Here is a 21,872-nt window from a genome sequence, read left to right as displayed (position 1 = left end):
AATAACTTTTAATATAGCAACAACCGAAGAATGAAGCTGTTATACCAAATAATGACGCTTTTAACTTAGATTGCAGATTATTCATTTGGCGTTAATTTTAGCAACCCTATTTTAGGCCTATGAAATATAGGCGTACCGGTCGATAAGTATAGGCTTTATGGTCTATTTTTATTGTTTTGGGTTTTATTCTGTTGCTGTCTAACCCTAAAGGATTATCCTAGGGGCGGTCGGCGACACAACGCCGTGTCGTTGCGCCCAGTCAGGGACGCAAACCCGGAAAGCCATTGTGAGTATATGCATCGCTTTAACTGGTAAGCATAATTAGTTAATCTAACTGGATATTTCCTTCGGACTTGAAAATCACCATGCAGGTAAAGCTTAGAGTCGTTCAATGTCCGCCTGAGAGCGAGATGGCGGGCAAAATCGTAACGGTTGAAGAAGATGGGGCGACGATAGGTCGCGCCAATTCGAATACGTGGGTGCTGCCGGACCCTAACCGATACGTATCATCCGTTCACGCGAAGATTCAATTTAACGGAACAGGCTTTGAAATTGTTGATCAAAGCACCAACGGCACATTTCTAAACAATCTGAGTCAGGCTTTGGTAAAAGGCCAGCCAACCCCTATCAACCAGGGCGACCAGATTTTGCTCGGGCCGTTCGTATTATTGGTGGAAGGGGATAAGCCGCAGGATGACGGCGAATCAACGTCTATTACCTCCGACATTGATGACATTCCAGGCGGCGCAGGCGCTGCAGCTTCCCCGGGTTTGGATGATTTGGACAAGTGGCTGACTGGCGTTGGATCGGAGCCGGAGCCCAAACCTTCTGTGGGCGCACTGAAAGGCGAGCTCATTGGCGGCGATACGGGGTTAACTGGCGGCGACTCTTCTGTCGATCCTTTGGTCGCGATTGGCGGATCGCAAAAATCGTCTCTGTATGATGAAGGCCTGGGATTGGGGGTGTCTGGAGACGAGCCCCCCGCAGACAATCTATTGGGTGATTCTTTTGGGCTCGGCGGCGGCTCTGCTGAGAGTGGCCGCATGGATATCCCCAGTATCCCTGAAGACTGGGATAAGTCCCTTATTCAGCCGCGCAAGCCGGAAATCCCGTCTACGCCGAAAGCGCCTGCGCCTCCCGTTGAGTCTAAGCCGAAGCCGCGTAGAGAACCCCCGCCTAAATCCAATCCGGATTCATTGCTGGATATCGTGAACACTCACCCCGAACAGTTGGCGGGATTGAATCAGCCGCACCAGCTTCCTAAAGAGATTGAACCGATACAGGACCTGACTGGCGCAGGGATTAGTAATTCTGATGCGTTGGAATCCACTTCTCCGTCGGAGTCCTCTTTGTGGGGACAGCAGCCCCCTCCTGTTGAACCTTCCGTTAAGGAACCTTCTGGCGGTGACGGCTCGCTCACGGACATATTGAATGATATGGCTCCGACCGGTGAACCAAAGCCTAGTGAAAAGCCTGTCGAACCGAAGCCCGAGCCGGATTCGCCGATTGCAAACATGGGCGCGCAAGCGCCGGGGAAAGTCGTGCCGCCCAGACGGCAGGTCGAGCAGCGCCCGGTCAAACGAGAGACGCCTCCTGTGAAGCAGCCTGCTATGGAGACGCCTCGGGAAGCCGAGCGTGCGCCTGTTTCCACGCCGCCGATTCAGGTTTCTCCAGAGCAGGCCGCCGGACTGGCGCAGGCTTTGGGCTTGTCGCGTTTAACTGCGGAGCAGCAGGCCAATCTGACCCCCGTTATCGCCGATATGGTGCGGGAAACAGTTGATGGTTTGATGAAGGCGCTGAGAGCCCGACAGACAATCAAAAATGAGTTTCGTATGAATCTCACCATGATTCAGGCGGCTGAAAATAACCCGCTGAAATTCTCAGTGTCGGCGGAAGATGCATTGGACAACTTGTTTACGAAATCCGGGCGCGCCTATCTGTCGCCGATGGAGGCGACAAAGGAAGCCTTTGCCGATATTTCTGATCACCAGTTAGCGCTCTTTAATGGCATTCGGGCAGCATACGACTATCTTATGAGTCAGTTTAATCCCGAAAAGCTGGAGCGTCGCTTTGAAAAACAGCGTGGAAAATCGTTATTTGGCGGCGCAGGTAAAAACTGGGAGGCCTACAAGGACTTCTTCGAAGAGATGAACGAGGACGCGGAAAAAACCTTCAAGCGTCTATTCGGTGAAACCTTCGCGGAAAGTTATGAGCGTAGTTTCAATGAGTTGAAGGCAAATCGTCAGAAATGACGCTTGCACTTTGAAATTGATTACTGTACCTAGAACTCCCTTGATGAACGTGCGGCGGCTGGCCGCACATTCTGTCTCTGATTCAAGGGAAACAATTGCAGGACGACAGAAATTGCCCTGCAAAGCATTATAATTTATAAGATTTGTCTGAGCGCATTTGATAATGCGTCAGGCTGATTACATAGTTTAGATGGCGCGAATCTATCAATATGGAGGACTTTTGTTCATGAGATGCCAGGCTTCTTTCAAAAATTGGGCTATGTTGTTGCTCTTGGCCTTGACGGTGGCCGGGTGTACGACTGTAGGCAAATGGACCGGACGGGAAACCACCGTCACTTTGAGGATTCACGGCGCCAATGACGTCAATCCTAACGAAGATGGGCGGGCTTCCCCTGTCATTCTGAATATATTCGAACTGGAAAATGATCGTCAGTTTGATCAGGAAGAATTCATCGCCCTGTTCCAGAGCGCCAAAGAAGTATTGGGCCGCGATCTGGTGAAAACGTATAAATTGAAAGAGTTAACCCCGGGCGAGTTGCGGGAAGAGACCTTCACCTTCGATAAACGCACTCATTATATCGGCGTCATGGCGGAATATATCCGTTACGACGACGCTTCCACCAAAGTGGTCTTCCAGATCGATCAGAACACCAGCAACAAACTGGATCTGTTCGTTGACCGCCTTGGCATGCGCATCAAGGATTAATCCGGGGCTATTCGATGTCATTTGAAAACCGCGTCGTATGGACGGAGGGCATGTTCCTTCGTCCGCAGCACTTTCAGCAACAGGACCGCTATCATGAGTCATTGCTCGAAGCCCGCTGCAAGCCTCTAAAGGCATTTTTTTGGGGATTTTATGATCTGGAGATCGACAGCCAGGTGTTGAAGCTTGGAAAGTTCTCCATCAATCGCTGCAGAGGTATTTTTCCCGATGGCACGCCGTTCAACGTTCCGGATATAGATTCTGAGCTTGATATTCTGGAGCCCGAGAAAGGGCTGCAGAATCAAACGGTTTATCTAGGTATTCCTGTTAAGCGTCCAGGGTCGCCCGACACGCATCTGGAAGAGGACAATCAGACACTGGTGCGCTTTAACGCCCGTGAGCTGGAAACCTTTGACTCCACCTCCGAACATAGCGACAGTTCCAAAATACAGATTGGGCAACTACGTTTTCGTATCCTGCTGGAAAGAGAAGATCGCAGTGGTTACGCTGTATTGCCCATCGCGCGGATACAGGACAAACGGGATGATGGAGAAATAGTTCTCGATTCTCAGTTTATCCCGCCCATGCTGGATGTAAGAGCGCATCCTCGCATGGCCAACCTGTTGCAGGAAGTGGCCGGCAGCTTGAATTTACGCGCGGAAGCATTGGCGGGCCGATTGAGAGACAGCGGCAGACAGGGCACTTCCGAGATCGCAGACTTCCTGATGCTGCAGATGATTAACCGGGTTGAGCCCTGGTTGTTGCATTTGGCGCAAATCCGCCCGCTACATCCTGTAGACGTATTCGGCGAGCTAATGCAGATAGCTGGCGAATTGGCGACGTTCACCAGCGTTCAGCGCCGGCCTCCCGCGACCATGCCGGCGTATCACCATGACGAGCTGGAAAAATCTATCCCACAGTTGATGCAGATTCTGAATCAGTACATGAATACGGTAAGCGAGACCTCCGCCGTATCCTTGGATCTGGTTGAGCGTCGCTATGGTATTTATGTTTCTCCAATTACGGACCGGTCATTGGTGGAGAAGGCGACTTACATATTGGCGGTCAAGGCCCAGATGAAGTCGGATCAGATCCGCAGCCGTTTCCCAAGCCAAGTGAAAATCGCGCCGGTCGAACGTATTCGCGACTTGATCAATGCGGCGTTGCCTGGCATCGGGCTGCAAGCCCTGCCTGTGGCGCCGAGACAAATTCCATTCCATACCGGTTTCACCTACTTCCAGTTGGATCGCAATAGCGACTACTGGCGAGCCTTGGCGCAATCCAGCGGTTTTGCCGTGCATATCGGCGCGGATTTCCCAGGTTTGGAAATGGAGTTTTGGGCAATCAGGGATTAATCGTTTTTGCTTCGAAGAGAGGCGTTTAGCCCTCGCCGCGTTTCATTGCGAGACGCGGCGTTTTAATATGAAGCGAATGGACGGCTTTAGCGAGATTAGAAGTCATGAGCAACGATTCTGATAAAACATTTTTCGGCGGCGCTGGCGGCAGTGATCGTACAGTCATTGTACCCACACCCGGGGGCCGCTCTTCTGGCGGCCTGTCGACACAGCCTCCGCCGACGGCTTTTGCGCCCCATCAGGCGCCAACTCCTCCTCCTAGCGCCGTTGACGGCGGACAGGGTTTGGATGTTAAGCAGGGGTTAAACCCTCTTACCGCCAGCGCCTCGGAGCTGATCGCATTACTGGGAGAGTTGCGTCAGACCGTGCAGGTGCAAAACCCGAATCAGCTGCGCCAGCAGGTTATCCAACAGATTCGCCGTTTTGAGTCCGAAGCGCAGTCAAAAGGGGTGGCCTCTGATGTCGTGCTATCGGCTCGCTATGTTTTGTGCTCGGCGCTGGACGAAGCGATCATGAACACCCCCTGGGGTGCGGAGGTCGGCTGGTCGCGAGCGACGCTTCTCAGCACGTTTCACCGTGAGAACGTGGGCGGTGAGAAAGTCTTCCTGATTTTGGACAAGATACTGGCGACCCCGGCCAAGTATATCGACCTCATTGAGCTGATATACGTGTGTCTGAGCCTGGGCTTTGAGGGGAAATATAAGCTGGACCCTCGTGGCAGGGATTATCTGGAGACCATTCGCGACAACTTGGTGCGTACAATTCAGATGCAGCGAGGCGAGTTTGACGGGGATCTGTCTCCTCGTTGGCGTGGCGCCACTCCAGCTAAAAAGCGTATTTCGGAGTACGTGCCGCTGTGGGTTGTCGCGTCCATCATGGCCGCGGGACTGTTACTGAGTTATAGCGGCTTCCGCTATTGGCTGGGTACGGTGACCGACGCGCAGGAACAGCAGCTTCAGGAACTGACGCAGAAGTATCAGTCTTAAGTTGATGAATCGATCGGACCGCTCCCCGAATCGGATATCCGGTCCTGTAGTTTGAACTCTCTTTTTCGGTTGCATGAGGAGACTTATGTCCCGCTTTTTTAAATGGATGATTGACCCACGGTTTTTGACGATAGTGGGACTTATAGCGCTTTCTCTGGTGATATGGTTCGGGGCCGATTACGTCCGCTTCGGAGAAAAAGCAGAGCCCGCTTCCGGGGCGGTCAGACTGGTCGTCATACTCTGTGTCTGGTTTGTCGCCACCATTATCTTCTTGATAAAAATGCTGGGGCAACGCAAGCAGAACAACTCCATGGTGGAGGCGATTCAAGAAGAAGCCAAGCCTTCCGCATCTGATGAGGAAGCGAGAGTTGTCGGCGAGCGTTTCCGTGAGGCGATGAGTCTGCTGCGCACCGCGAAGTTCGACACCAAGGCGGGGCGACGTTCTGTCTACCAGTTACCCTGGTATATCATCATTGGGCCGCCGGGCGCAGGTAAGACGACTGCGCTGATTAATTCCGGCCTGCACTTTCCATTGAAAGAAAAGCTGGGGCTGCAGCAAATTGGCGGCGTTGGCGGTACCCGTAACTGCGATTGGTGGTTTACGGATGAAGCGGTATTGATCGATACGGCCGGTCGTTACACCACCCAGGACAGCGACGCCGCCCAGGACCGCACGGGCTGGCGTAATTTCCTTGCGCTGCTGAAAAAACATCGTATGCGCAGACCGATCAACGGCGTCCTTCTGGCGGTGAGCGTTCAGGATTTACTGAGCTCCAGCGAAGCCGAGCGTATGCAGCATGCTGAGCTCATTCGCAATCGAATTCAGGAACTGGCTGAGAATTTTCAGGTTCGCTTCCCTATTTATTTCCTCTTCACGAAAGCGGATCTTATTTCCGGCTTTAATGAGTTCTTTGAAAATCTCGGCGCCACTGAGCGTGAAAAAGTCTGGGGGATGACTTTCCCTAATACAGAGGATCAGAATGCGTCTCAGACGGCGGAGTACTTTGCTCCCGAGTTTGAAGCATTGGTCAAGCGATTGAATGAGAGAGTGATTTGGCGGGCGCATCAAGAGCGAGACACCCGCCGCCGTTCTAAGATTCTCGCTTTCCCAGGGCAAGTGGAAAACATGCGCTCAGTCCTGGATAGCTTTATCAAGTCCGTTTTCAAAACCAGTCGTTTCGAAAAACAGTCGCTGCTCCGCGGCGTATATTTCACCAGTGGCACCCAGGAAGGCCGTCCGATCGACCGGATTCTGGCGAACCTGTCTTCCAACTATGGCATCAACTATAACGTTGCCGCCAATGCGCCGGGCGCAGGTAAAAGTTTCTTCCTGAACAAGTTGTTGAAAGAGGTTGTTTTCCCTGAGGCGGAAATCGCTACGCTTAATACCCGCTACGAAGGCCATATAAAGTGGTCGCGTCGCGTCGCTTTCATCACCCTCCTACTCGCCTTTGGCGGCGCACTTGCCGCGTGGACTTCAAGTGTGGTGAGTACACAGAACATGATGGCGGATATTCAGGAACTGTTGAACAAGCACAATCAGTTGGCGTCAGCAACTCCTGAGCCGAATGAATTCGAGCAGGTGCTGGATATTTTGAAGCCATTGGAAGACGCTCAGCAGCTCTATTCGGAAGTGGATCACCCTTGGCTGAGCAATTTGGGGCTGTATGATTCCGGCGTTGTTGCAGAAACTGAAAATACTTTTGACGCCTCCTTACGTCATTTCCTGACGCCATTGTTGCGCCAGAGATTGGAAGGCGTGTTGGTTACGGAAGACAACAATGACGCCATATATGAAGCGCTGCGCGTTTATCTGATGATGGGGAACAGCCGGGTTCGCGATAATAATGAAATCAAGACCTGGTTTGCGCGTTATTGGGAGGAGAAGCTTCCCGGCAAGGCTTCTGAGCAGAACGCGCTGAAAACACATCTGAACCAAGTGCTGGACAGCAACTTTACGGATTTGTCTCTGAAGGATACGGTTGTTGAGCGTAGCCGGGAGAAGCTGAGAACTATCCCGATCGAGAGACGTATTTATCAGCAGATCAAGCGCCAGCCTGAATTCGCAGGTTTCCTGAATTTGCGCGACGACTTGGGCGTGGACTTTGCGGGTACGTTTGTAGTGGATTCGCAAGTCAGCTCGGACCTGAAGATTCCGCGTCTGTACACTAAAGCAGGATACGGCAAGCTGGACCTCTCTCCCGATTCTAATCTGGTGAAGCGTTACTCAAGCGAACAATGGATTCTTGGCGCACAAGTGGAAGAAGACTTCTCTGAAAAGGATGTTGAGAACATTGTAGAGAAGATCAAGCATCTCTATTTCACCGATTATATTGACGTTTGGAGCCGGGCGCTGAACTCTCCCAAAGTGGTCGACTTCGGCTCTATGGATGTGGCGCGCAACAAGCTGGCCAACAACCTGGATCGTACTCAGTCTCCAATATTGACTCTGTTGACTCGCGCCAGCAAAGAAACGTTGCTAACGCCACCGCTTCCTGACGCAAATGTCAGTGGACGCACAGGCCAGGCTTTGGATGCGGCCGCTAATCTGGTGGCGCAGCAGCGTGAGCCTACGCCCGTGGATGATGCTTTCAAGTCGCTGCATAGGTTGATGGAAGATAAAGAAATTGACCGCTATTGGGAAAAACTGCGCGGCATATTCGACAAATTGGAAGAGACATCTCTTGCACCAAACTCATCTGAGGCTGCTTTCAAGTTCGCACTGGCCCGTTTCAGTGGCGGTGAAGACCCTGTCAAAGCATTGCGTGTCACGGCATCAAGAGCGCCAAGCTATCTGAAAGGATGGTTGGAGTCGATGGGCGATCAAAGCTGGAAAGTGCTGTTGGGCGCAGGTGGTTCGCACTTGAGCGCGGCCTGGAATAGAGAAGTGTACTCTGTCTACCAGAAGACGTTGGCTAAAAACTACCCATTCTCTTCCAGATCATCCAGTGACGCTTCCCTGAGCGACTTTGCGGCGTTCTTTAAACCTGGCGGCATTGAAGACAGTTTCGTCAAGGCGAACGTCGCGCCATTCATCACTTCATCCTGGCGCGCCAAGGGCGTGGATGGTCGTGGTATTGGCATCAGCAGTCAAGCCTTGCAACAGATGCAGGTGGCTGACTCTATCCGCCGTGTATTCTTTGGCGACAAAGGTGAAGACCCGCACGTTCGTTTCCAGGTAAAACCGCATAAACTTGATAACACCGTCCGTCGTTTCGACTTCGAGGTGGGTAGTCAGCGGTTGCGATACACTCATGGTCCTCAGTTGAAAATGAGCATGGACTGGCCGGCGGACAAGAGTGGCGCGAGAGTCGTCTTCGAGGACCTGAACGAAACTTTGCACACTGACGCCTATGAAGGAGATTGGGGACTGTTCCGATTATTGGACGCTCATAAGGTGAGCAAAGGGAGTTCTTCCCGTTTATACAACGTGATGATCAGTGTTGACCATCGCAATGGAGAAATGGAGCTTTTCGCCAGCAGTACGGTTAACCCCTTCACACCGGGATGGATAAAGCGGTACGACTGTCCGAGCAGCTTATAGTGAGTTGAATGACGTGATAGCAGAACATAATAGCTGTTCTAATTGGGTTGGGATGGTAGAGCTTGAGAAGCGAATATGGGGAGCAAGTGAATAACTCGTCTGTTGGCTATTTTGGCAAATTGCCGTCTTCGGGGGACTTTATCCAACTGAACCTGCCCGGAGGGTTTGGTTCAGCTTGGGATAAGTGGTTACAGAACAGTCTGTACGCAAGTCAGCAATCTTTGGGGCAACGCTGGCTGGATTATTATCTGGTGGCGCCCTGGTGGCGCTTCATGATCATGCCTAAGGTGCTGGATGAGCAGGCATGGATTGGACTGTGGTGTCCGAGCGTCGATAGCGTAGGCCGGTATTTTCCGTTTACGGTGCTGCATCCGCTCAATTCTCGTATCAGTTATGTCGACACCTTGTTGAGCAACGGTGAATGGTACGAGACCTTGGAGACCTTGATTGGGCGGCTATTGGAGCAGATCATTGATTTCGGCGAGTTCCGCTCGGAGCTTGCAGCAATGACGCCCCCTCTGGAGAGACCTCTGGCGGGGGGCTCAATCCAAAGCCTTAGCCTGGAGATTCCAGAAGAGGAAGAGTCCACTTTCCCAGTGGCGATCGGCGCCCTGGACGTCATGCTGTTGAAGCAGGAAGAGCCGCATAGTTTCTGGTGGACTCAAGGGTCCACCTGGGTGTCGCCCAGATTTGTCACAGCGGAAAGACTGCCTAAATTTCAGGGATTTACAGCTTTCCTCGATGGAAAATGGCAGCAGTGGGGATGGAACGATAGATAGGAATGGAAAATCGGACATTTTTCATCGGGCGCTACCAGCGTCCGGCGACCTGTGAACAGATGTAATTTTCATGGCGAACCACCTTAACTGGAAGTCTGAGCTGCGCACGCATGTGGGCAATGTTAGAAAACACAATGAAGATGCTGCGCTGGCCCGGGATGCAGGTGGGTTGTGGGCGGTGGCTGATGGTATGGGCGGGCATCATGCCGGCGAGGTCGCCAGTCAGAAGATTGTAGAGCAGCTTGATCATCTGTTGCTGCGAGCCTATTTGGTGGATGTGGTCGAGCAAATTGAAGACGCCTTGATCAAAACGAACGAGGACTTGCTGGCATATGCGCAGCAAGAACTGAACGGCAGTAAAGTCGGCTCGACGGTAGCTTGCCTGTTTGTCAGATATGGTGTGGCGGTTGCGGTCTGGGCTGGCGATTCCCGCGTATACCTTATGCGAAACCATAAGCTGCATCGTATCACGCATGATCACAGCAAGGTGCAGGAGCTGGTTGATAAGGGCGACATGACTCCCGCGCAGGCGGAGCAAAGCAGCTTTCGCAATATGCTTACTCGCGCAGTTGGCGTACACGAACATTTGTGCGTGGACGTTAACGCTATATTGGTTGAACCTTCTGATCGGTTTTTGATCTGTACTGATGGTCTATACAACGAAGTTGGAGAAGCTGGTTTAGCGAAAGCTATGCAAATTAGAAGTCTGAGTGAGGCGGCCGATACGCTGCTTACAGAAACTTTAAATGGGGATGCAAAAGATAATGTCACCTTTATCGCCCTCCAAGCGCACTGAAGGGTGCGGGAGTAAACTGCATCCTGATCTGATGAGCATTAATTATCAGCAGCTAAAGGGGCAGATTGGTCGGGGAGAAGTGCGTCGCCTGAGGCGTGTGGCCTTGGAGCAGCTTTTGGAAGAGAGAGCGCACGTTAATAAAGTCTCAGCAATTACCAAATCCCGCTTCAGGAATATTCTATTGACGCTGGTAGTGTCTTGTTGTGTGGCGGGCGGCGTTGCAGGTTTCTATTTTATTCTGCGTTAGCATTTAGTTTTTGGCTTGAAATATTAGGGCTGTCTTGTGGCGGCCTGAGTCTGAACTGGCCATATATATGTCACTTATAACAAAAAAGGCGAGGGGAAATCCCACTCGCCTTTTTTGTTGGCTTGGCGAGTCGCTCGCGAAGGAGCGAGCGACCCAGATCCAAATTAGATCTTTTTGCCAGCTTCCAGGTCGTAACCAACGCGCTCTGGAGTCTTGCCAGCGTGCTTCTTGTCAGCAGCAGTGTAAGACATAGTTACTTTGGAGAAGCTCAGGGAGATAGACTCAGCCGGAGCGGACTCAGCGCCAGCGGAAACGCTGTAGCTGCTTACCATTACGTCTTCCATCTCGTAGGAAACGTACTTCTCGATTTTGTCGGCTTGAGTACGAACGATATCAACCAGAACTTTAACGCCAGCAGTACCAGTCAGAGACTCTTTGAACAGACCGGAAGAAGCGGTGTCCATCAGTTTGGAAACGGAGATTTCGCTGATGCTGGGACGAGTAGCTTCGCGGTTGGACATGTGGCCGGCTTCCATAGTGATGTGACGACCAACGCCGAATTGGAAGCTGTCCAGACGAATCCAGTCTTTGTAGCCTTCAGCAGTCACGTTGCCTTTAACTTTCAGACCGTCGTAGTTCATGTAAATAGCCATGTTGAAATTCCTCTAGTTGAGTTATCTGTTTTAATTCATCTTCGAGATATAAAGCGTCGAAGATTTTGGAAACCCTTTAAAATTTTTTCAGAAAATTTCTATCGCTTTTTACTGCATCGGGTTACCTAAAGCGTGGTTGCAGTATGAGCGGATATACTTTGATCTTCAAGGATAAAATTCCATATTTTTCAATAAATTAAAACGACTCTGACACTATTTAAAGCCAGAATTTAATGTGACTCTGGGCGATAATTAAATCGAATTTTCGCTTCACTCTGGCACTAATAAAATACTAATGTATTCGCTTTGGATACATATATAAACGAGGCAGTGAGGATTAACTCTGACACCCTTTTTATTAAGTCACTCTGACACTAATTAATCAGCGTTCTTGTATGAAAACTCAGTGACTCGGTTTCCTATTTCACCCCCTTTTTTTGAATTAGTGTGATCTCTCTCTCAGAAAACGGGGGTGACCTTGGTAAATTTCTTTTCGCCAAATGCAAGTCATGACTCTCTCCATTTTGCGTAGTACCTATGACCAGCGTTGATAGGGTGTTTGCAGGAGTGCTGTTGTTGTGCGCCTCTAGTATTCTTTTTCCTGTATAAACAGGCTCTTAACAAGCTGGGCTTGATTTAGGGCTACGTGCTAATTAAGTGGGAGAATTCTATGGCGTTGCTGAGAAGATTGTTGCTGCCGGCTTTAGCGGCTCTGAGTTTTGCGCCTTTGGCGTTTGCGGAAACCTTTCAGTACGACGTTCCGACACGCATTGATCGCAATGCGGGCTCTGCGACCTGGAAAGAGATCGTATTGCCTGTCTCTTATGTAGATAGTATAGAAAGCATCAGTGTGAATCTGGGTTTAACTGACGCTAAGTCCATTAACGCAGTATTGACCGACCCCAGTGGAATGATGGTGGGGCGTTTTGCCGGCGTCGTGGGTGCAGGGGAAGGGTCTTTAAGCAAGCAGTACGTCATTGACCATACGTCAATCCCTGAGGTCAGCGGAAACTGGACTTTACGCATTCTGGCGTATGGTAAAAGCCTGGATGCGCCAGTCACTTTGGATAACTGGAGCATTACTATCGATGACGGCAAATCGGTAGGCGGAGACGATGCTGGTGACGACCAACCAGATAGCCCTTCTATTTATACCTATGATAAGGCCAGCCGCATCGATCGCGGCGCAGAAGGCAGCGCCTGGAAGCAGTTCAAGTTAAACGTGCTTTTTGAGAATAACGCGCAAAGCGTCGCCGTTACCTTGAACTTCCTTGATATAAAGTATGTCAACGCTGTGCTGACCGGCCCTTCCGGAACGCAGTTGGGACGTTATACCGGCAAAGTGGGTACGGGTGAAGGCTCCGTCAGCAAGCAGTACATTATCGGGCCGATGGACCTGGCTGAGCTTCAGGGAGATTGGACGCTGACCATTATGGGGTATGGCAAAACCTATAAAGCGCCTGTGATCCTGGATAGCTGGAGTGTGACTGTCGAGTAAGGCTCGTATGGCGAAGGCTTGGCATGGCGCGATAGTCTGGCGGCATGCCATTTACTGTCACATTGAGAACAGGATATGCGTTGAGCGCCTACAAAACCTCAACGCATATGGCCGCACAGCAAGCCTAAAGTGTTGCAGTCACCTGGCTAAGGCGCAAAGTGTAATGACTTCCAGGAATCCGGCTCAAACTTGAATCCAGGAGACTTTCTGGCGACCTCTGGTATTTGAGAGTAGTTTATCGCCGTCTTTATCCCTTTTTTCTCCGCTAAGCGCAGCAAAGCGAATGCCTCAATGGAAAAGTAGCGGGACCACGCCAATATCTCATCAGGAAGCGACTCGTTTTCGGCCATTTTATCCAGCCTTGCCGCCCGTACATCCAATAGCGCGCAGATGGCGTCATGCAACGCATCGCTGTCTTCGTCGAGGAAAGCTTCACAAATATCTCTATATTCTGAGTCAGCGCCTTCCGCTGCCTCGTCGTGACGTTCAATAATGCCTCTGCACTCATCTTCGTCGGCGCCAAGGAAAAAGTGCTTGATGATGAACAGGACAAAAAGGAAGTCTTCTTCCAGCTCATGCTTCTGATTCCAGGTCAGGCGGCTATGCCTCGCGATATCTTCCGCACACTCCCAATAACCTCCGCCGATGGCGTCATAGAAAGGCATCGCCCGGCTGGTGACTTTGTCGCTCTCTGGCGCAAAGTGAAGGTAGTGCTGATGTAATGCGGCGCTTTGCATCAGGTTGACATACAAGGCGTCTGGCTCACCGGTCAACAGTAATTCGCAAGCGCCTCGTTGCCGAAAGTACATGCATACTGATTGCGCCTGCATGTTGGTCAGAGTTTTTTTTACTGCGATAGGAAGGGCTATTTCCAGTTCGTACTCTGCGTTTTCCTTATAATCTTCGAGGTAGGGTGAGCTCATAATAAAGGTTCCGTAAGTTTGGCTTGCTATATCTTAATGGATTTCGATTTCGCTAAAAACCAAATTTGTATGGTCGGCATTTAGTAATGCATTAACAAGCACTTCGCTGAATATATACTCATCCGTCAGGTGCTGAATACGGAACAGGTGAGGGGGATTGCACATTTTGTTCTTATCAAGGATCAGCTTTTCATAGCTGGAAATATCCCCATTCTTTCTGCGATCACAAACTGTTTCCTTCCAGTTAATGCAGTCAATGGAGCCTACAGGATTAAGGAAAACATAGTTTGTGCTAAGTATCTTTCCTTTATGGTCAAAGAGAGTGAATGGGATCATTTCGACCTCAGATTTAGATCCGGACTGCGCAGTTGAGGTAATTAAGTCCGCTGAACTTTTATTAAATGCGAGAATGCTGTTTGGATTTCCAATATAGGAAGCAAGCTCTAGTCCTACAAAGTTATCACCAAGACGCCAATAAACATCTTCTATACCATCCGGGTATTCGTCAGAAAGTATAAAGCCGGCAATTAAGTCATAAGAGTCAATCCCACCTTCAGGAGCTTTTGAAGTGAAACAGTAACTATCGTTATCGGTGTCACCTAGAGAATTAAATAGAAAGTATTTCATGATTTAGGCGACTTCAATGTCCTTAAATATCAGGTTTGTATAGCCTTTGCTCAGCAAAGTATTTGCTAATGCCTCACTAAATAGATAGAGGCTAGTATCGAACTTAATGCGAAAAAGGTGAGGGCGCTGCTCTAATTTCTCTTTTGAAAAAACAAGCTTCTCGTAAGTTTCAATATTACCTTCATTATCTCTGGTACAAACAGATTCTTTCCAGTTAACGCAGTCTATAGCGCCAACGGGATTGATGAAGACATAATCCTCACTTCTAATTTTTCCTTTGTGGTCAAGTAGAGTAAAGGGAATAACTTCGGTTTCACTTTGATTGGTGTCTACAATGACCTTCGCAACATCTTTGCGAAAAGCAAGCATACGATCAGCGTTTCCAATATAGGAAGCCAGGACAAGGCCTGGATATTCTTCCTCCAGTCTCAGTATGGTTTTTTCAATTCCATTTGGATATTCGTCAGCTATCCGATACCCGGCGATTAAGCCCCAGGAATCAATGCCCCCTTCAGGTGTGTCAGAGGTGAAACAGTAGTCATCGTTGCTGGTGTCGCCGAGAGTGTTGAAGAGAAAGTATTTCATTTCGAATTAGGCGAACTCGATTTCGCTAAAAACTAAGTTTGTATGTCCGGAATTTAGTAATGTATTAACAAGAGTTTCGCTGAATATATATTCTGCGGTCAAATACTTAATACGGAATATATGGAGGAGGTCATCGTATTTTTCTTTATCAAGGACTAGCTTTTCATAATTGGCTACGTCACCATTTTTTCTACGGTTACAAACTGTTTCTTTCCAGTTAATACAGTCAATGGAGCCTACTGGGTTGATGAAGACATAGTCTTTGCTATGTACCTTTCCTTTATAGTCTAATAAGGTGAATGGAATAGTTTCGATCTCAGACTGAGCAGTTGATATTATCAGATTTGCTGCGCTTTTATTGAACGCGAGAATTCTATGCGTGTTTCCGATATAAGATGCAAGCTCTAGTCCTACAAAGTTATCACCAAGACGCCAATAAACATCTTCAATACCATCTGGATATTCATCAGATAGTCTGAAACCGGCGATTAAATCATAGGAGTCAACTCCTCCGTCCGGTGTTTTGGAAGTAAAGCAATAGCTTTCGTTGCCTGTATCGCCTAATGGATTAAATAAAAAGTATTTCATTGCCTGGTTAAGAGATTTCAATTTCGCTAAAAACTAAGTTTGTATGGCCAGCGTCTAGTAATACTTTAATCAGGGCTTCGCTAAACAAATATAAGCTGGTTTTATGTTTTACGCGAAAGAGATGTGGCGCCCCCACTAGTTTTTCCCTGGAAAATACGAGCTTCTCATAAGACTTTATATCTCCCTTTGCATTTCGCTCACAGACTGACTCCTTCCAATTTATACAATCCCAGCTTCCTACAGGATTGATAAACACATAATCTTTACTGTGTACTTTGCCTTTGCTATTGAGTAGCGTGAAGGGGATGGTTTCAGTTTCTGCTTGGTTGATGGAAGTAATTATTTGAGCGGCTGATACGCTAAACGCAAGCAGTCTGTTGGCGTTGCCAATGAATGAGGCAAGCTCTAAGCCAGGAAACTTATCTTCCAGTCTTAGAACAACATCTTCTATACCATCCGGGTACTCGTCAGATAAACGAAATCCTGCTATAAGGTCGTAAGAGTCGACTCCACCTTCAGGGGTATCCGTAGTGAAGCAATAGTCATCATTGCTCTTGTCCCCTAAGCATTTGAAAAGAAAATATTTCACTTTTAACTAGGCCATCTCAATCTCACTGAAAATTAAATTTGTATGATTTTCATCTAGTAGTGACTTGGTCAAAACTTCGCTAAATATATATGCGTTAGTTAAATGCTTGAGCCGAAAAAGGTGAGGAGGATTGTCTATTTTTTTCTTATCTAGAACTAATTTATCAAAGCTGGAAACATCGCCGTTCTTTCTTCGGGCGCAATCAGTTTCTTTCCAGTTTATGCAGTCAATCGCGCCCACTGGGTTAATAAAAACGTAGTCGTTACTATAAACCTTTCCTTTTGGCGTTAAGAGTGTGAACGGAATAACCTCTATTTCAGACTGTGCTATTGATATAATTAGGTCTGCCGCCTTTTTGCTGAAGGCAAGCATTTGATTTGGGTTTCCTACATAAGAGGCTAAGACAAGCCCGGGAAATTGATCTTCAAGCTTGAGGGTAACCTCTTCAATGCCGTCAGGGTATTCGTCAGATATTCGATAACCTGCGATTAAGTCCCAGGAATCAATCCCTCCTTCTGGCGTATCTGAGGTAAAACAGTAGTCATCGTTGCTTGTGTCGCCAAGGGTGCTGAAGAGAAAATATTTCATATAAACCTGTCAGATCACCTCGATATCTTCAAAAATCAAGTTAGTATGCCCCTTTTCAATAAGTGCATTAGCTAGGAATTCACTAAATAAATATAAATTTGTCTCAAATCTTACACGGAAAAGGTGAGGGGCTCCTTGTAATTTTTCCTTGGAAAAAACCAACTTTTCGTAGGAATATATGTCGCCATTATCTTCACGCTCACAACTGGACTCCTTCCAGTTTACGCAGTCCCAGTCTCCTACGGGATTAACGAAAACATAATCGGTACTGTGGACCCTCCCTTTGGGGTTAAATAAAGTAAAGGGAATAATCTCTGTCTCTGCTTGATTTATGGAGATGATTATGTTGGCGGCTTCCTTGTTAAAAGCTAACATGTCATTGGCGTTACCGATGAAAGAGGCAAGCTCTAAGCCAGGAAACTTATCTTCCAGTCTTAGAATTACATCTTCTATGCCATCTGGGTATTCATCAGATAAACGAAACCCAGCTATAAGGTCATAGGAGTCGATTCCTCCTTCTGGGGTGTCGATAGTGAAACAATAGTCATTATTGCTTTTATCTCCCAGGCAACTGAACGAATAGTACTTCATGATTTTCAAGCCACTTCGAGCTCAATAAAAACTAAGTTGTTGTGGTGAGCTTTCATTAGGGCATCTACTATGGTTTCACTAAATACGCATAAGCTGCTTTTATTTTGTATGCGGAATAAATTTGGAAAGTCTTTTACTTTACTCTTATCCATGACAATTTTTTCATAGTTCGCTATATCCCCATTTTTTCTTCGGGTGCAAACCGTTTCATTCCAATTTACGCAGTCAGTGGCGCCTACCGGGTTGACAAAGACATACTCCTCGCTATGCACATTTCCTTTTGGATTTAAAAGGGTGAATGGTATTAGTTCTATCTCACATTGGCTTAACTGGTGTATTAGATTTGCTGCCGAAATGTGAAAAGGTAATAAATTACTGGCATTACCAATATAGGAAGCTAACTCCAATCCTGGGAATCTATCATCAAGCTTCAAGAATACCGGTTCTATACCATCTGGATACTCATCTGACAGACGCAGACCAGAAGTTAAATCATACGTGCTTACGCCACCATCAGGTGTTTTTACTGTAAAGCAATATTCTTCTTTTTCTCTATTCCCTAAACAATTAAAGAGAAAGTATTTCATGTTTAAATCAGGCGACTTCAATATCCTTGAATACTAAGTTTGTGTGGCCTGCATCCAGTAGGGCTTTGACCAGCTCCTCGCTGAACAAACAGTATCCAGTATGATTTTTCACTCTGAATATGTGAGGCGCTTCATTTAATTTTGCTTTTGAATAGACAACTTTGTCGTAGGTGGAGATATCTCCCTCGGAATCACGAGTGCAGATAGATTCTTTCCAATTGATGCAATCTCTATCCCCAACTGGGTTAAGGAAGACATAATCCGTGCTATGTACTTTGCCTTTCTGGTTATAGAGGATAAAGGGAACTACCTCTATTTCTGACTCGCTCATTGACGTGATGAGCGTGGCGGCTTTTTTGCTGAAAGCGAGCATTTTATCTGTATTGCCGATGAAGGAAGCCAGCTCAACACCTGGAAATTGGTCTTCCAGGCTCAGAGTTACTTCTTCTATGCCATCAGGGTATTCATCCGACAAGCGGAACCCTGCGATTAGGTCGTACGAGTCAATGCCGCCATCAGGAGTTTTGGAAGTAAAGCAGTATTTTTCTTCTTTTTTATCGCCTAAGAAATCGAATAGAAAGTATTTCATATGCTTTCCTTGGAATTGAGAGTATTAAAGTAGATTGGAAGAAGGTCTATAGCTTTAACGGGCCAGCAAGCTTTTTGGCGATACATCGTTAATCTTTGTCGCTTTAGCTTTTGCCCGATTAGCCGCCGCATCTCCCATAATTTCTTTATAAAGTTTCTTGGATGCGTCTTCTAATTTCTTCTTCAGCTCTACTGGGTCGGGTTTGCTGTGAGGCTTGTTCTTTTTCATTTCATTTGCGATTTTTTTGTAGGGCTGCAAAGCCTGCTTCACATGCTGCAATATGTCCTTGCTATAAGAAGGGTGGCTCCCGTAGTGAGAGGGAAGGCCGGTTTTGGCCGAAGCGCTTCTTTGTGTCGGCAGTATCAGGCTGTTGTCTTTATAGTTAATGTTGTACTTTTCATCCAACAAACCATTAACGATCAATACTCTAAGGTCGGGTAGATCTTTAGCTATTTCTTCAATACCGTTTCTTACCGAACTTATATTAACTATGTGATGCACCTGATTGCCGTATGGGGCAAAGCCGGTGGTAAAGTTATTCACTTCCACTAGGGTCAGTGCGTCGCCTTTTTTGCTGGTGAAGCTTTTGCCCGCTACGCCGTCATGGCCGCTGCCGTCACTGGTGTAGTTAGACAGGTTGGAGGTGGCGACGGGGCCGGTTCCTCTGCCTGTGATGTGATATTTTGTGTTTGGGTGTGCGTTGTAGGCGTCGCAGCCGGGTTTCGTTTTGGCTTTTTCTACGCCCTGCCAGCGATAAGAGCAGCTGTTGTTTTTCTTGTAAGACTGTTCATGGCGAGCCAGGCAAGAACCGCCCTCCATGCCTTGCACCGTTTTGTGCGGGCCATAGCCGTCGGTGTAACACTCATGAGGTCCTTCTGACTTTTGCTTTTTGCTCATAACATCGCCTTTTGTAATATGCACGCACAGGTGTCGCCGTAATCCGAGCTGGACAGGATCGTCGCATAGGGCGCCTGGGATTGTCCCAAGGCTAATGCCTGGGCGGCGATGGCGATATTCAGCGCGCCGCTGGCGGCGCCTGTTTCGCCCACTGACTCCGCCACCGCTTTGAATCCGCCCGCCAGGCTTGGTCCAATTGACGAGCCGGGAATCGCCATGCCTAACTCAGTACTGCGCCAGTGCTCTCCGTTAATATCGGTATAGAGTTCTGTCTGGAAGTCCGGCCCGAAGTTCTGCATGGCTTGATTCAACGCATTGATCAATCCGCGCCCCTGGGTGCGGCCAATTTGCCAGAATCCATAATCGTCTTCGCTGCAGGCAGCGGCTTTCAGCCAAGCCATTGGCTTGCCCCCGCGTTGCTGCAAGGCGTCGGCCCGCTCCAGAATCAGAGCCACTGCCGCCTCTCCCGGCGCCAGGCCGTGGGCGGAGTCAGGCGTTTTTAGACGCCCGGCTTCGTTCAGCCATAGCAGAGAGAAGCCATCCAGCATCGAGTCGACGGCTATGATAATGCCCCGGTGAATCGCGCCAGCTTCCATTTTACTTTTTAAAGCGAGAATTGCCTCACCGATCCCGGCATGGCCACTGCAAAAATATCCCCGCTGCTCTAGCGGTATGTTGAGTCCGTGCTTGATCAGCAAGCCGCTGAGCAGGCTTTCAGAGCTGTAAGGAGGGCGTATTCTGCGGTCATAGTAGAAACGATCGCCTTCCAGGGTCGGCAAGACGATTGTGCAGCCGGTGGGCGTCTGAGTCAGTTTGGCTCCGGGCGTTTTACCACGCTGGATAAGATTGCCCAGAGCGTGGTCCGCCAGCAGGCGCCAGCGGGCAAGGGCGGAAAAGCCCTCAGTGACTGCGGCGACCGGGTGTCCGATTAACGGAACCATGTCGTGCTCATCGCCATCGAACACTTTAAACCCGCTCACTTCAGTGCTTCTGGACATGCCGGCGAGGATAGACGCGAAGCTGTCCTGTATGCCTCTTCCCACGGAAGTGATCGCGCCGACTTCGCTGACGGCGATAGGAAGCTCAGTATTAAAGTCCTGTGGGGTGCTCATAGGAAGGCTCTCTTACCACTGTCCTGGAGTATGGGCTGATCCGTGCTCTTGCACCCACTGGGCGATGCCGGATAACTGTCTATATTGCTGTTTGACGGGGTTCTCTACCGAGAACGGCGCGCCGAGTCCGAACCGAATGCACAGTTCATACTGAATCCAGCGGCGCAGGAAGTCGGGCGTTCGCGGGCTGGCCAAACTTCTGCCGATGGTTTGCGGGCTGGCGGGCTCCCCATAACGGTAGCGTAAAGCCGGGTCAAATCGGCTTTCATTGTCCAGCATCCATTGCCGCCATTTCGCCGGGTCCCGGGAGAGCTGTTCTATATTCTCGCCATAAGGGCGTCCGCCTGGATGCTGGGGAGATTTGCCGTTCTTGAAGTCCGCAATTTCATGATCAAACAGATCTTCTTCAAAAAAGCGCTCTTCATGAAAGGCTTCTTCATAAAGATTGGCCCCGACCAATAGGTTCAATGCGTGCGCGGCGTGATAGGCCAATTCATCGTCAGCCAGGGCGGGCAATAAAAAGTTCACGGCTCTGAGATCGCCGCTGATGCCTAATGCGGCAATCAGATCGATATTCAGTTCTTTTTTATTGATAGCCTGCAGAACAATCTGCATTTGTTGCCTGATGCCGGCCAGAGCAATAGGGATCGCAAACACCAGCGGCTGATTGAGCAACTGAGGGAGGACATGGGTTTCGCCAAGCCGTAACATTCCCACCGCCGCCAACTGCCGCACTGCGGCGGACTCATGCTCCAACAGCGGATAAAGCAGCTTGGCGTGGCTTGTCGTATGGTTCTCCGCTACATTTTCAAGCGCGCTTGAAAGAAAGGGAGAAGGAATGTTCTCAAGAAGGTTTTTAGCGCCTTTATCCGACATTTTGCGGGTGATCGCTACGGCTGACGCGATAATCGGAAACAACTTATGGTGAGTGGTTTCCAAAATCGCCGCCAGCTTGATGCGCCACTCTTGAGGGTAGTCCTGGCGCAGTGCGCGTGCGGCGGCGGTTATCTTGTCATACTCTTCAGATTCTTCCTCAAGCTCATCGTCGATGCCTTTCAGTAGCGTTTCCCATAACAGAGATATGCATTGCCCGTCATGGGCCTGGCAAAAAAATCTGGCGATGGCGTAAATCTCGCCCGAGTCGGCTTTCGACAAATGCTTCAGACAGGTTTGCTTGGCCGCGTCTCCTCCTGAAGTAAGAGCGAAAATATGCGCATCTAGTCTATCCTCCAGGTCCTGAAGATCTCTCCAGGTTATTTCCGGGTCATTTCTCCATGCGAGATAGCTGTTGTATAGAAAAGACGCTTCTTCCAGGTGCTCCAAGTAAAGCTGACGACAAAACTCGTCTACAGGAGCGAAGTTTAGAGGTCCTGCTCCCATGTA

Annotated in this window: 21 protein-coding genes; 8 read left to right on the top strand and 13 right to left on the bottom strand. The window is 49.0% G+C overall.

Translation table 11 applies throughout. The annotated features are described in order from the left end of the window. Positions 1 to 365 precede the first annotated feature (365 nt). The 7 genes from tagH (at position 366) to HCH_RS19185 (ending at position 10,415) form a co-directional block, all read left to right on the top strand. Positions 366 to 2,252: a type VI secretion system-associated FHA domain protein TagH gene (tagH, locus tag HCH_RS19215; RefSeq protein WP_011398076.1), complete on the top strand. Its 1,887-nt coding sequence runs from the start codon at positions 366 to 368 to the stop codon at positions 2,250 to 2,252. A gap of 259 nt (positions 2,253 to 2,511) precedes the next feature. Beyond that, positions 2,512 to 2,958 carry a type VI secretion system lipoprotein TssJ gene (gene tssJ, locus HCH_RS19210; RefSeq protein WP_238384917.1) on the top strand — a complete coding sequence of 149 codons (447 nt, stop codon included), beginning with the start codon at positions 2,512 to 2,514 and terminating at the stop codon, positions 2,956 to 2,958. Between the two features lie 14 nt (positions 2,959 to 2,972). Further along, on the top strand, positions 2,973 to 4,310 hold the full coding sequence (gene tssK / locus HCH_RS19205) for a type VI secretion system baseplate subunit TssK (RefSeq protein WP_011398074.1): 1,338 nt from the start codon (positions 2,973 to 2,975) through the stop codon (positions 4,308 to 4,310). Positions 4,311 to 4,414: 104 nt separating this feature from the next. Then, a complete protein-coding gene (gene icmH / locus HCH_RS19200; protein ID WP_011398073.1) occupies positions 4,415 to 5,296 on the top strand; it encodes a type IVB secretion system protein IcmH/DotU in 882 nt (293 codons plus the stop codon). Positions 5,297 to 5,381: 85 nt separating this feature from the next. Further along, positions 5,382 to 8,840, top strand: coding sequence for a type VI secretion system membrane subunit TssM (tssM, locus tag HCH_RS19195; RefSeq protein ID WP_011398072.1), 3,459 nt, complete (start codon positions 5,382 to 5,384; stop codon positions 8,838 to 8,840). 86 nt (positions 8,841 to 8,926) lie between these two features. Further along, entirely contained in the window at positions 8,927 to 9,619 is a 693-nt protein-coding gene (tagF, locus tag HCH_RS19190) for a type VI secretion system-associated protein TagF (RefSeq protein WP_011398071.1), read from the top strand. A gap of 70 nt (positions 9,620 to 9,689) precedes the next feature. Then, positions 9,690 to 10,415 (top strand): PP2C family protein-serine/threonine phosphatase, encoded by a 726-nt coding sequence (locus tag HCH_RS19185; protein ID WP_011398070.1) that lies wholly within the window; start codon positions 9,690 to 9,692, stop codon positions 10,413 to 10,415. 411 nt (positions 10,416 to 10,826) lie between these two features. Here HCH_RS19185 and HCH_RS19175 read toward each other — a convergent pair whose 3' ends face one another. Further along, positions 10,827 to 11,315 (bottom strand): Hcp family type VI secretion system effector, encoded by a 489-nt coding sequence (locus tag HCH_RS19175; RefSeq protein WP_011398068.1) that lies wholly within the window; start codon positions 11,313 to 11,315, stop codon positions 10,827 to 10,829. A 670-nt stretch (positions 11,316 to 11,985) separates the two neighbouring features. Between HCH_RS19175 and HCH_RS19170 the strand changes: the two genes are divergently transcribed. Then, the gene (locus HCH_RS19170) at positions 11,986 to 12,813 is read left to right on the top strand and encodes a proprotein convertase P-domain-containing protein (protein WP_011398067.1); all 828 of its coding nucleotides are present in this window, start codon (positions 11,986 to 11,988) and stop codon (positions 12,811 to 12,813) included. Positions 12,814 to 12,959: 146 nt separating this feature from the next. Here the strand turns inward: HCH_RS19170 and HCH_RS19165 are convergent, their stop codons facing one another. From HCH_RS19165 to HCH_RS19110, 12 genes are read right to left on the bottom strand one after another with little or no spacing between them, the layout of a single operon-like run. Then, the gene (locus HCH_RS19165) at positions 12,960 to 13,736 is read right to left on the bottom strand and encodes a hypothetical protein (protein ID WP_011398066.1); all 777 of its coding nucleotides are present in this window, start codon (positions 13,734 to 13,736) and stop codon (positions 12,960 to 12,962) included. 33 nt (positions 13,737 to 13,769) lie between these two features. After that, positions 13,770 to 14,363 carry an imm11 family protein gene (locus HCH_RS19160; protein ID WP_011398065.1) on the bottom strand — a complete coding sequence of 198 codons (594 nt, stop codon included), beginning with the start codon at positions 14,361 to 14,363 and terminating at the stop codon, positions 13,770 to 13,772. 3 nt (positions 14,364 to 14,366) lie between these two features. Then, on the bottom strand, positions 14,367 to 14,948 hold the full coding sequence (locus HCH_RS19155) for an imm11 family protein (protein WP_011398064.1): 582 nt from the start codon (positions 14,946 to 14,948) through the stop codon (positions 14,367 to 14,369). Between the two features lie 6 nt (positions 14,949 to 14,954). Continuing rightward, positions 14,955 to 15,536, bottom strand: coding sequence for an imm11 family protein (locus tag HCH_RS19150; protein ID WP_041598801.1), 582 nt, complete (start codon positions 15,534 to 15,536; stop codon positions 14,955 to 14,957). Positions 15,537 to 15,543: 7 nt separating this feature from the next. After that, a complete protein-coding gene (locus HCH_RS19145; protein ID WP_011398062.1) occupies positions 15,544 to 16,125 on the bottom strand; it encodes an imm11 family protein in 582 nt (193 codons plus the stop codon). Positions 16,126 to 16,131: 6 nt separating this feature from the next. Then, positions 16,132 to 16,713 (bottom strand): imm11 family protein, encoded by a 582-nt coding sequence (locus HCH_RS19140; RefSeq protein ID WP_011398061.1) that lies wholly within the window; start codon positions 16,711 to 16,713, stop codon positions 16,132 to 16,134. A gap of 9 nt (positions 16,714 to 16,722) precedes the next feature. Further along, positions 16,723 to 17,304, bottom strand: coding sequence for an imm11 family protein (locus tag HCH_RS19135; RefSeq protein ID WP_083769880.1), 582 nt, complete (start codon positions 17,302 to 17,304; stop codon positions 16,723 to 16,725). A gap of 5 nt (positions 17,305 to 17,309) precedes the next feature. Further along, positions 17,310 to 17,891, bottom strand: a complete 582-nt coding sequence (locus tag HCH_RS19130; protein WP_041598800.1) for a hypothetical protein — start codon at positions 17,889 to 17,891, stop codon at positions 17,310 to 17,312. Between the two features lie 7 nt (positions 17,892 to 17,898). Further along, positions 17,899 to 18,480 (bottom strand): imm11 family protein, encoded by a 582-nt coding sequence (locus HCH_RS19125; protein WP_011398058.1) that lies wholly within the window; start codon positions 18,478 to 18,480, stop codon positions 17,899 to 17,901. A gap of 54 nt (positions 18,481 to 18,534) precedes the next feature. Continuing rightward, positions 18,535 to 19,377, bottom strand: a complete 843-nt coding sequence (locus tag HCH_RS19120; RefSeq protein ID WP_011398057.1) for an AHH domain-containing protein — start codon at positions 19,375 to 19,377, stop codon at positions 18,535 to 18,537. Next, positions 19,374 to 20,489 carry a 3-oxoacyl-ACP synthase gene (locus HCH_RS19115; RefSeq protein WP_011398056.1) on the bottom strand — a complete coding sequence of 372 codons (1,116 nt, stop codon included), beginning with the start codon at positions 20,487 to 20,489 and terminating at the stop codon, positions 19,374 to 19,376. Before HCH_RS19115 ends, HCH_RS19120 begins: the two co-directional genes overlap by 4 nt. 12 nt (positions 20,490 to 20,501) lie before the next feature. Beyond that, the gene (locus HCH_RS19110; protein WP_011398055.1) at positions 20,502 to 21,869 is read right to left on the bottom strand and encodes a hypothetical protein; all 1,368 of its coding nucleotides are present in this window, start codon (positions 21,867 to 21,869) and stop codon (positions 20,502 to 20,504) included. Positions 21,870 to 21,872 lie beyond the last annotated feature (3 nt).

The organism is Hahella chejuensis KCTC 2396, assembly GCF_000012985.1.
Lineage (GTDB): Bacteria > Pseudomonadota > Gammaproteobacteria > Pseudomonadales > Oleiphilaceae > Hahella > Hahella chejuensis.
Note: the sequence above shows the minus strand (reverse complement) of the source record. Positions and strands in the feature narration are given on the sequence as shown.

Coding starts and splice junctions, on each gene's coding strand:
- HCH_RS19120 (WP_011398057.1), bottom strand. CDS start 19,377: ATGAGCAAAAAGCAAAAGTCAGAAGGACCTCATGAGTGTTACACCGAC.
- tagH (WP_011398076.1), top strand. CDS start 366: ATGCAGGTAAAGCTTAGAGTCGTTCAATGTCCGCCTGAGAGCGAGATG.
- HCH_RS19140 (WP_011398061.1), bottom strand. CDS start 16,713: ATGAAATATTTTCTCTTCAGCACCCTTGGCGACACAAGCAACGATGAC.
- tssJ (WP_238384917.1), top strand. CDS start 2,512: ATGTTGTTGCTCTTGGCCTTGACGGTGGCCGGGTGTACGACTGTAGGC.
- HCH_RS19110 (WP_011398055.1), bottom strand. CDS start 21,869: ATGGGAGCAGGACCTCTAAACTTCGCTCCTGTAGACGAGTTTTGTCGT.
- HCH_RS19150 (WP_041598801.1), bottom strand. CDS start 15,536: ATGAAATACTTTTTATTTAATCCATTAGGCGATACAGGCAACGAAAGC.
- tssM (WP_011398072.1), top strand. CDS start 5,382: ATGTCCCGCTTTTTTAAATGGATGATTGACCCACGGTTTTTGACGATA.
- HCH_RS19175 (WP_011398068.1), bottom strand. CDS start 11,315: ATGGCTATTTACATGAACTACGACGGTCTGAAAGTTAAAGGCAACGTG.
- HCH_RS19185 (WP_011398070.1), top strand. CDS start 9,690: ATGGCGAACCACCTTAACTGGAAGTCTGAGCTGCGCACGCATGTGGGC.
- HCH_RS19170 (WP_011398067.1), top strand. CDS start 11,986: ATGGCGTTGCTGAGAAGATTGTTGCTGCCGGCTTTAGCGGCTCTGAGT.
- HCH_RS19135 (WP_083769880.1), bottom strand. CDS start 17,304: ATGAAGTACTATTCGTTCAGTTGCCTGGGAGATAAAAGCAATAATGAC.
- HCH_RS19115 (WP_011398056.1), bottom strand. CDS start 20,489: ATGAGCACCCCACAGGACTTTAATACTGAGCTTCCTATCGCCGTCAGC.
- HCH_RS19125 (WP_011398058.1), bottom strand. CDS start 18,480: ATGAAATACTTTCTATTCGATTTCTTAGGCGATAAAAAAGAAGAAAAA.
- HCH_RS19130 (WP_041598800.1), bottom strand. CDS start 17,891: ATGAAATACTTTCTCTTTAATTGTTTAGGGAATAGAGAAAAAGAAGAA.
- HCH_RS19160 (WP_011398065.1), bottom strand. CDS start 14,363: ATGAAATACTTTCTATTTAATTCTCTAGGTGACACCGATAACGATAGT.
- icmH (WP_011398073.1), top strand. CDS start 4,415: ATGAGCAACGATTCTGATAAAACATTTTTCGGCGGCGCTGGCGGCAGT.
- tssK (WP_011398074.1), top strand. CDS start 2,973: ATGTCATTTGAAAACCGCGTCGTATGGACGGAGGGCATGTTCCTTCGT.
- HCH_RS19165 (WP_011398066.1), bottom strand. CDS start 13,736: ATGAGCTCACCCTACCTCGAAGATTATAAGGAAAACGCAGAGTACGAA.
- HCH_RS19155 (WP_011398064.1), bottom strand. CDS start 14,948: ATGAAATACTTTCTCTTCAACACTCTCGGCGACACCAGCAACGATGAC.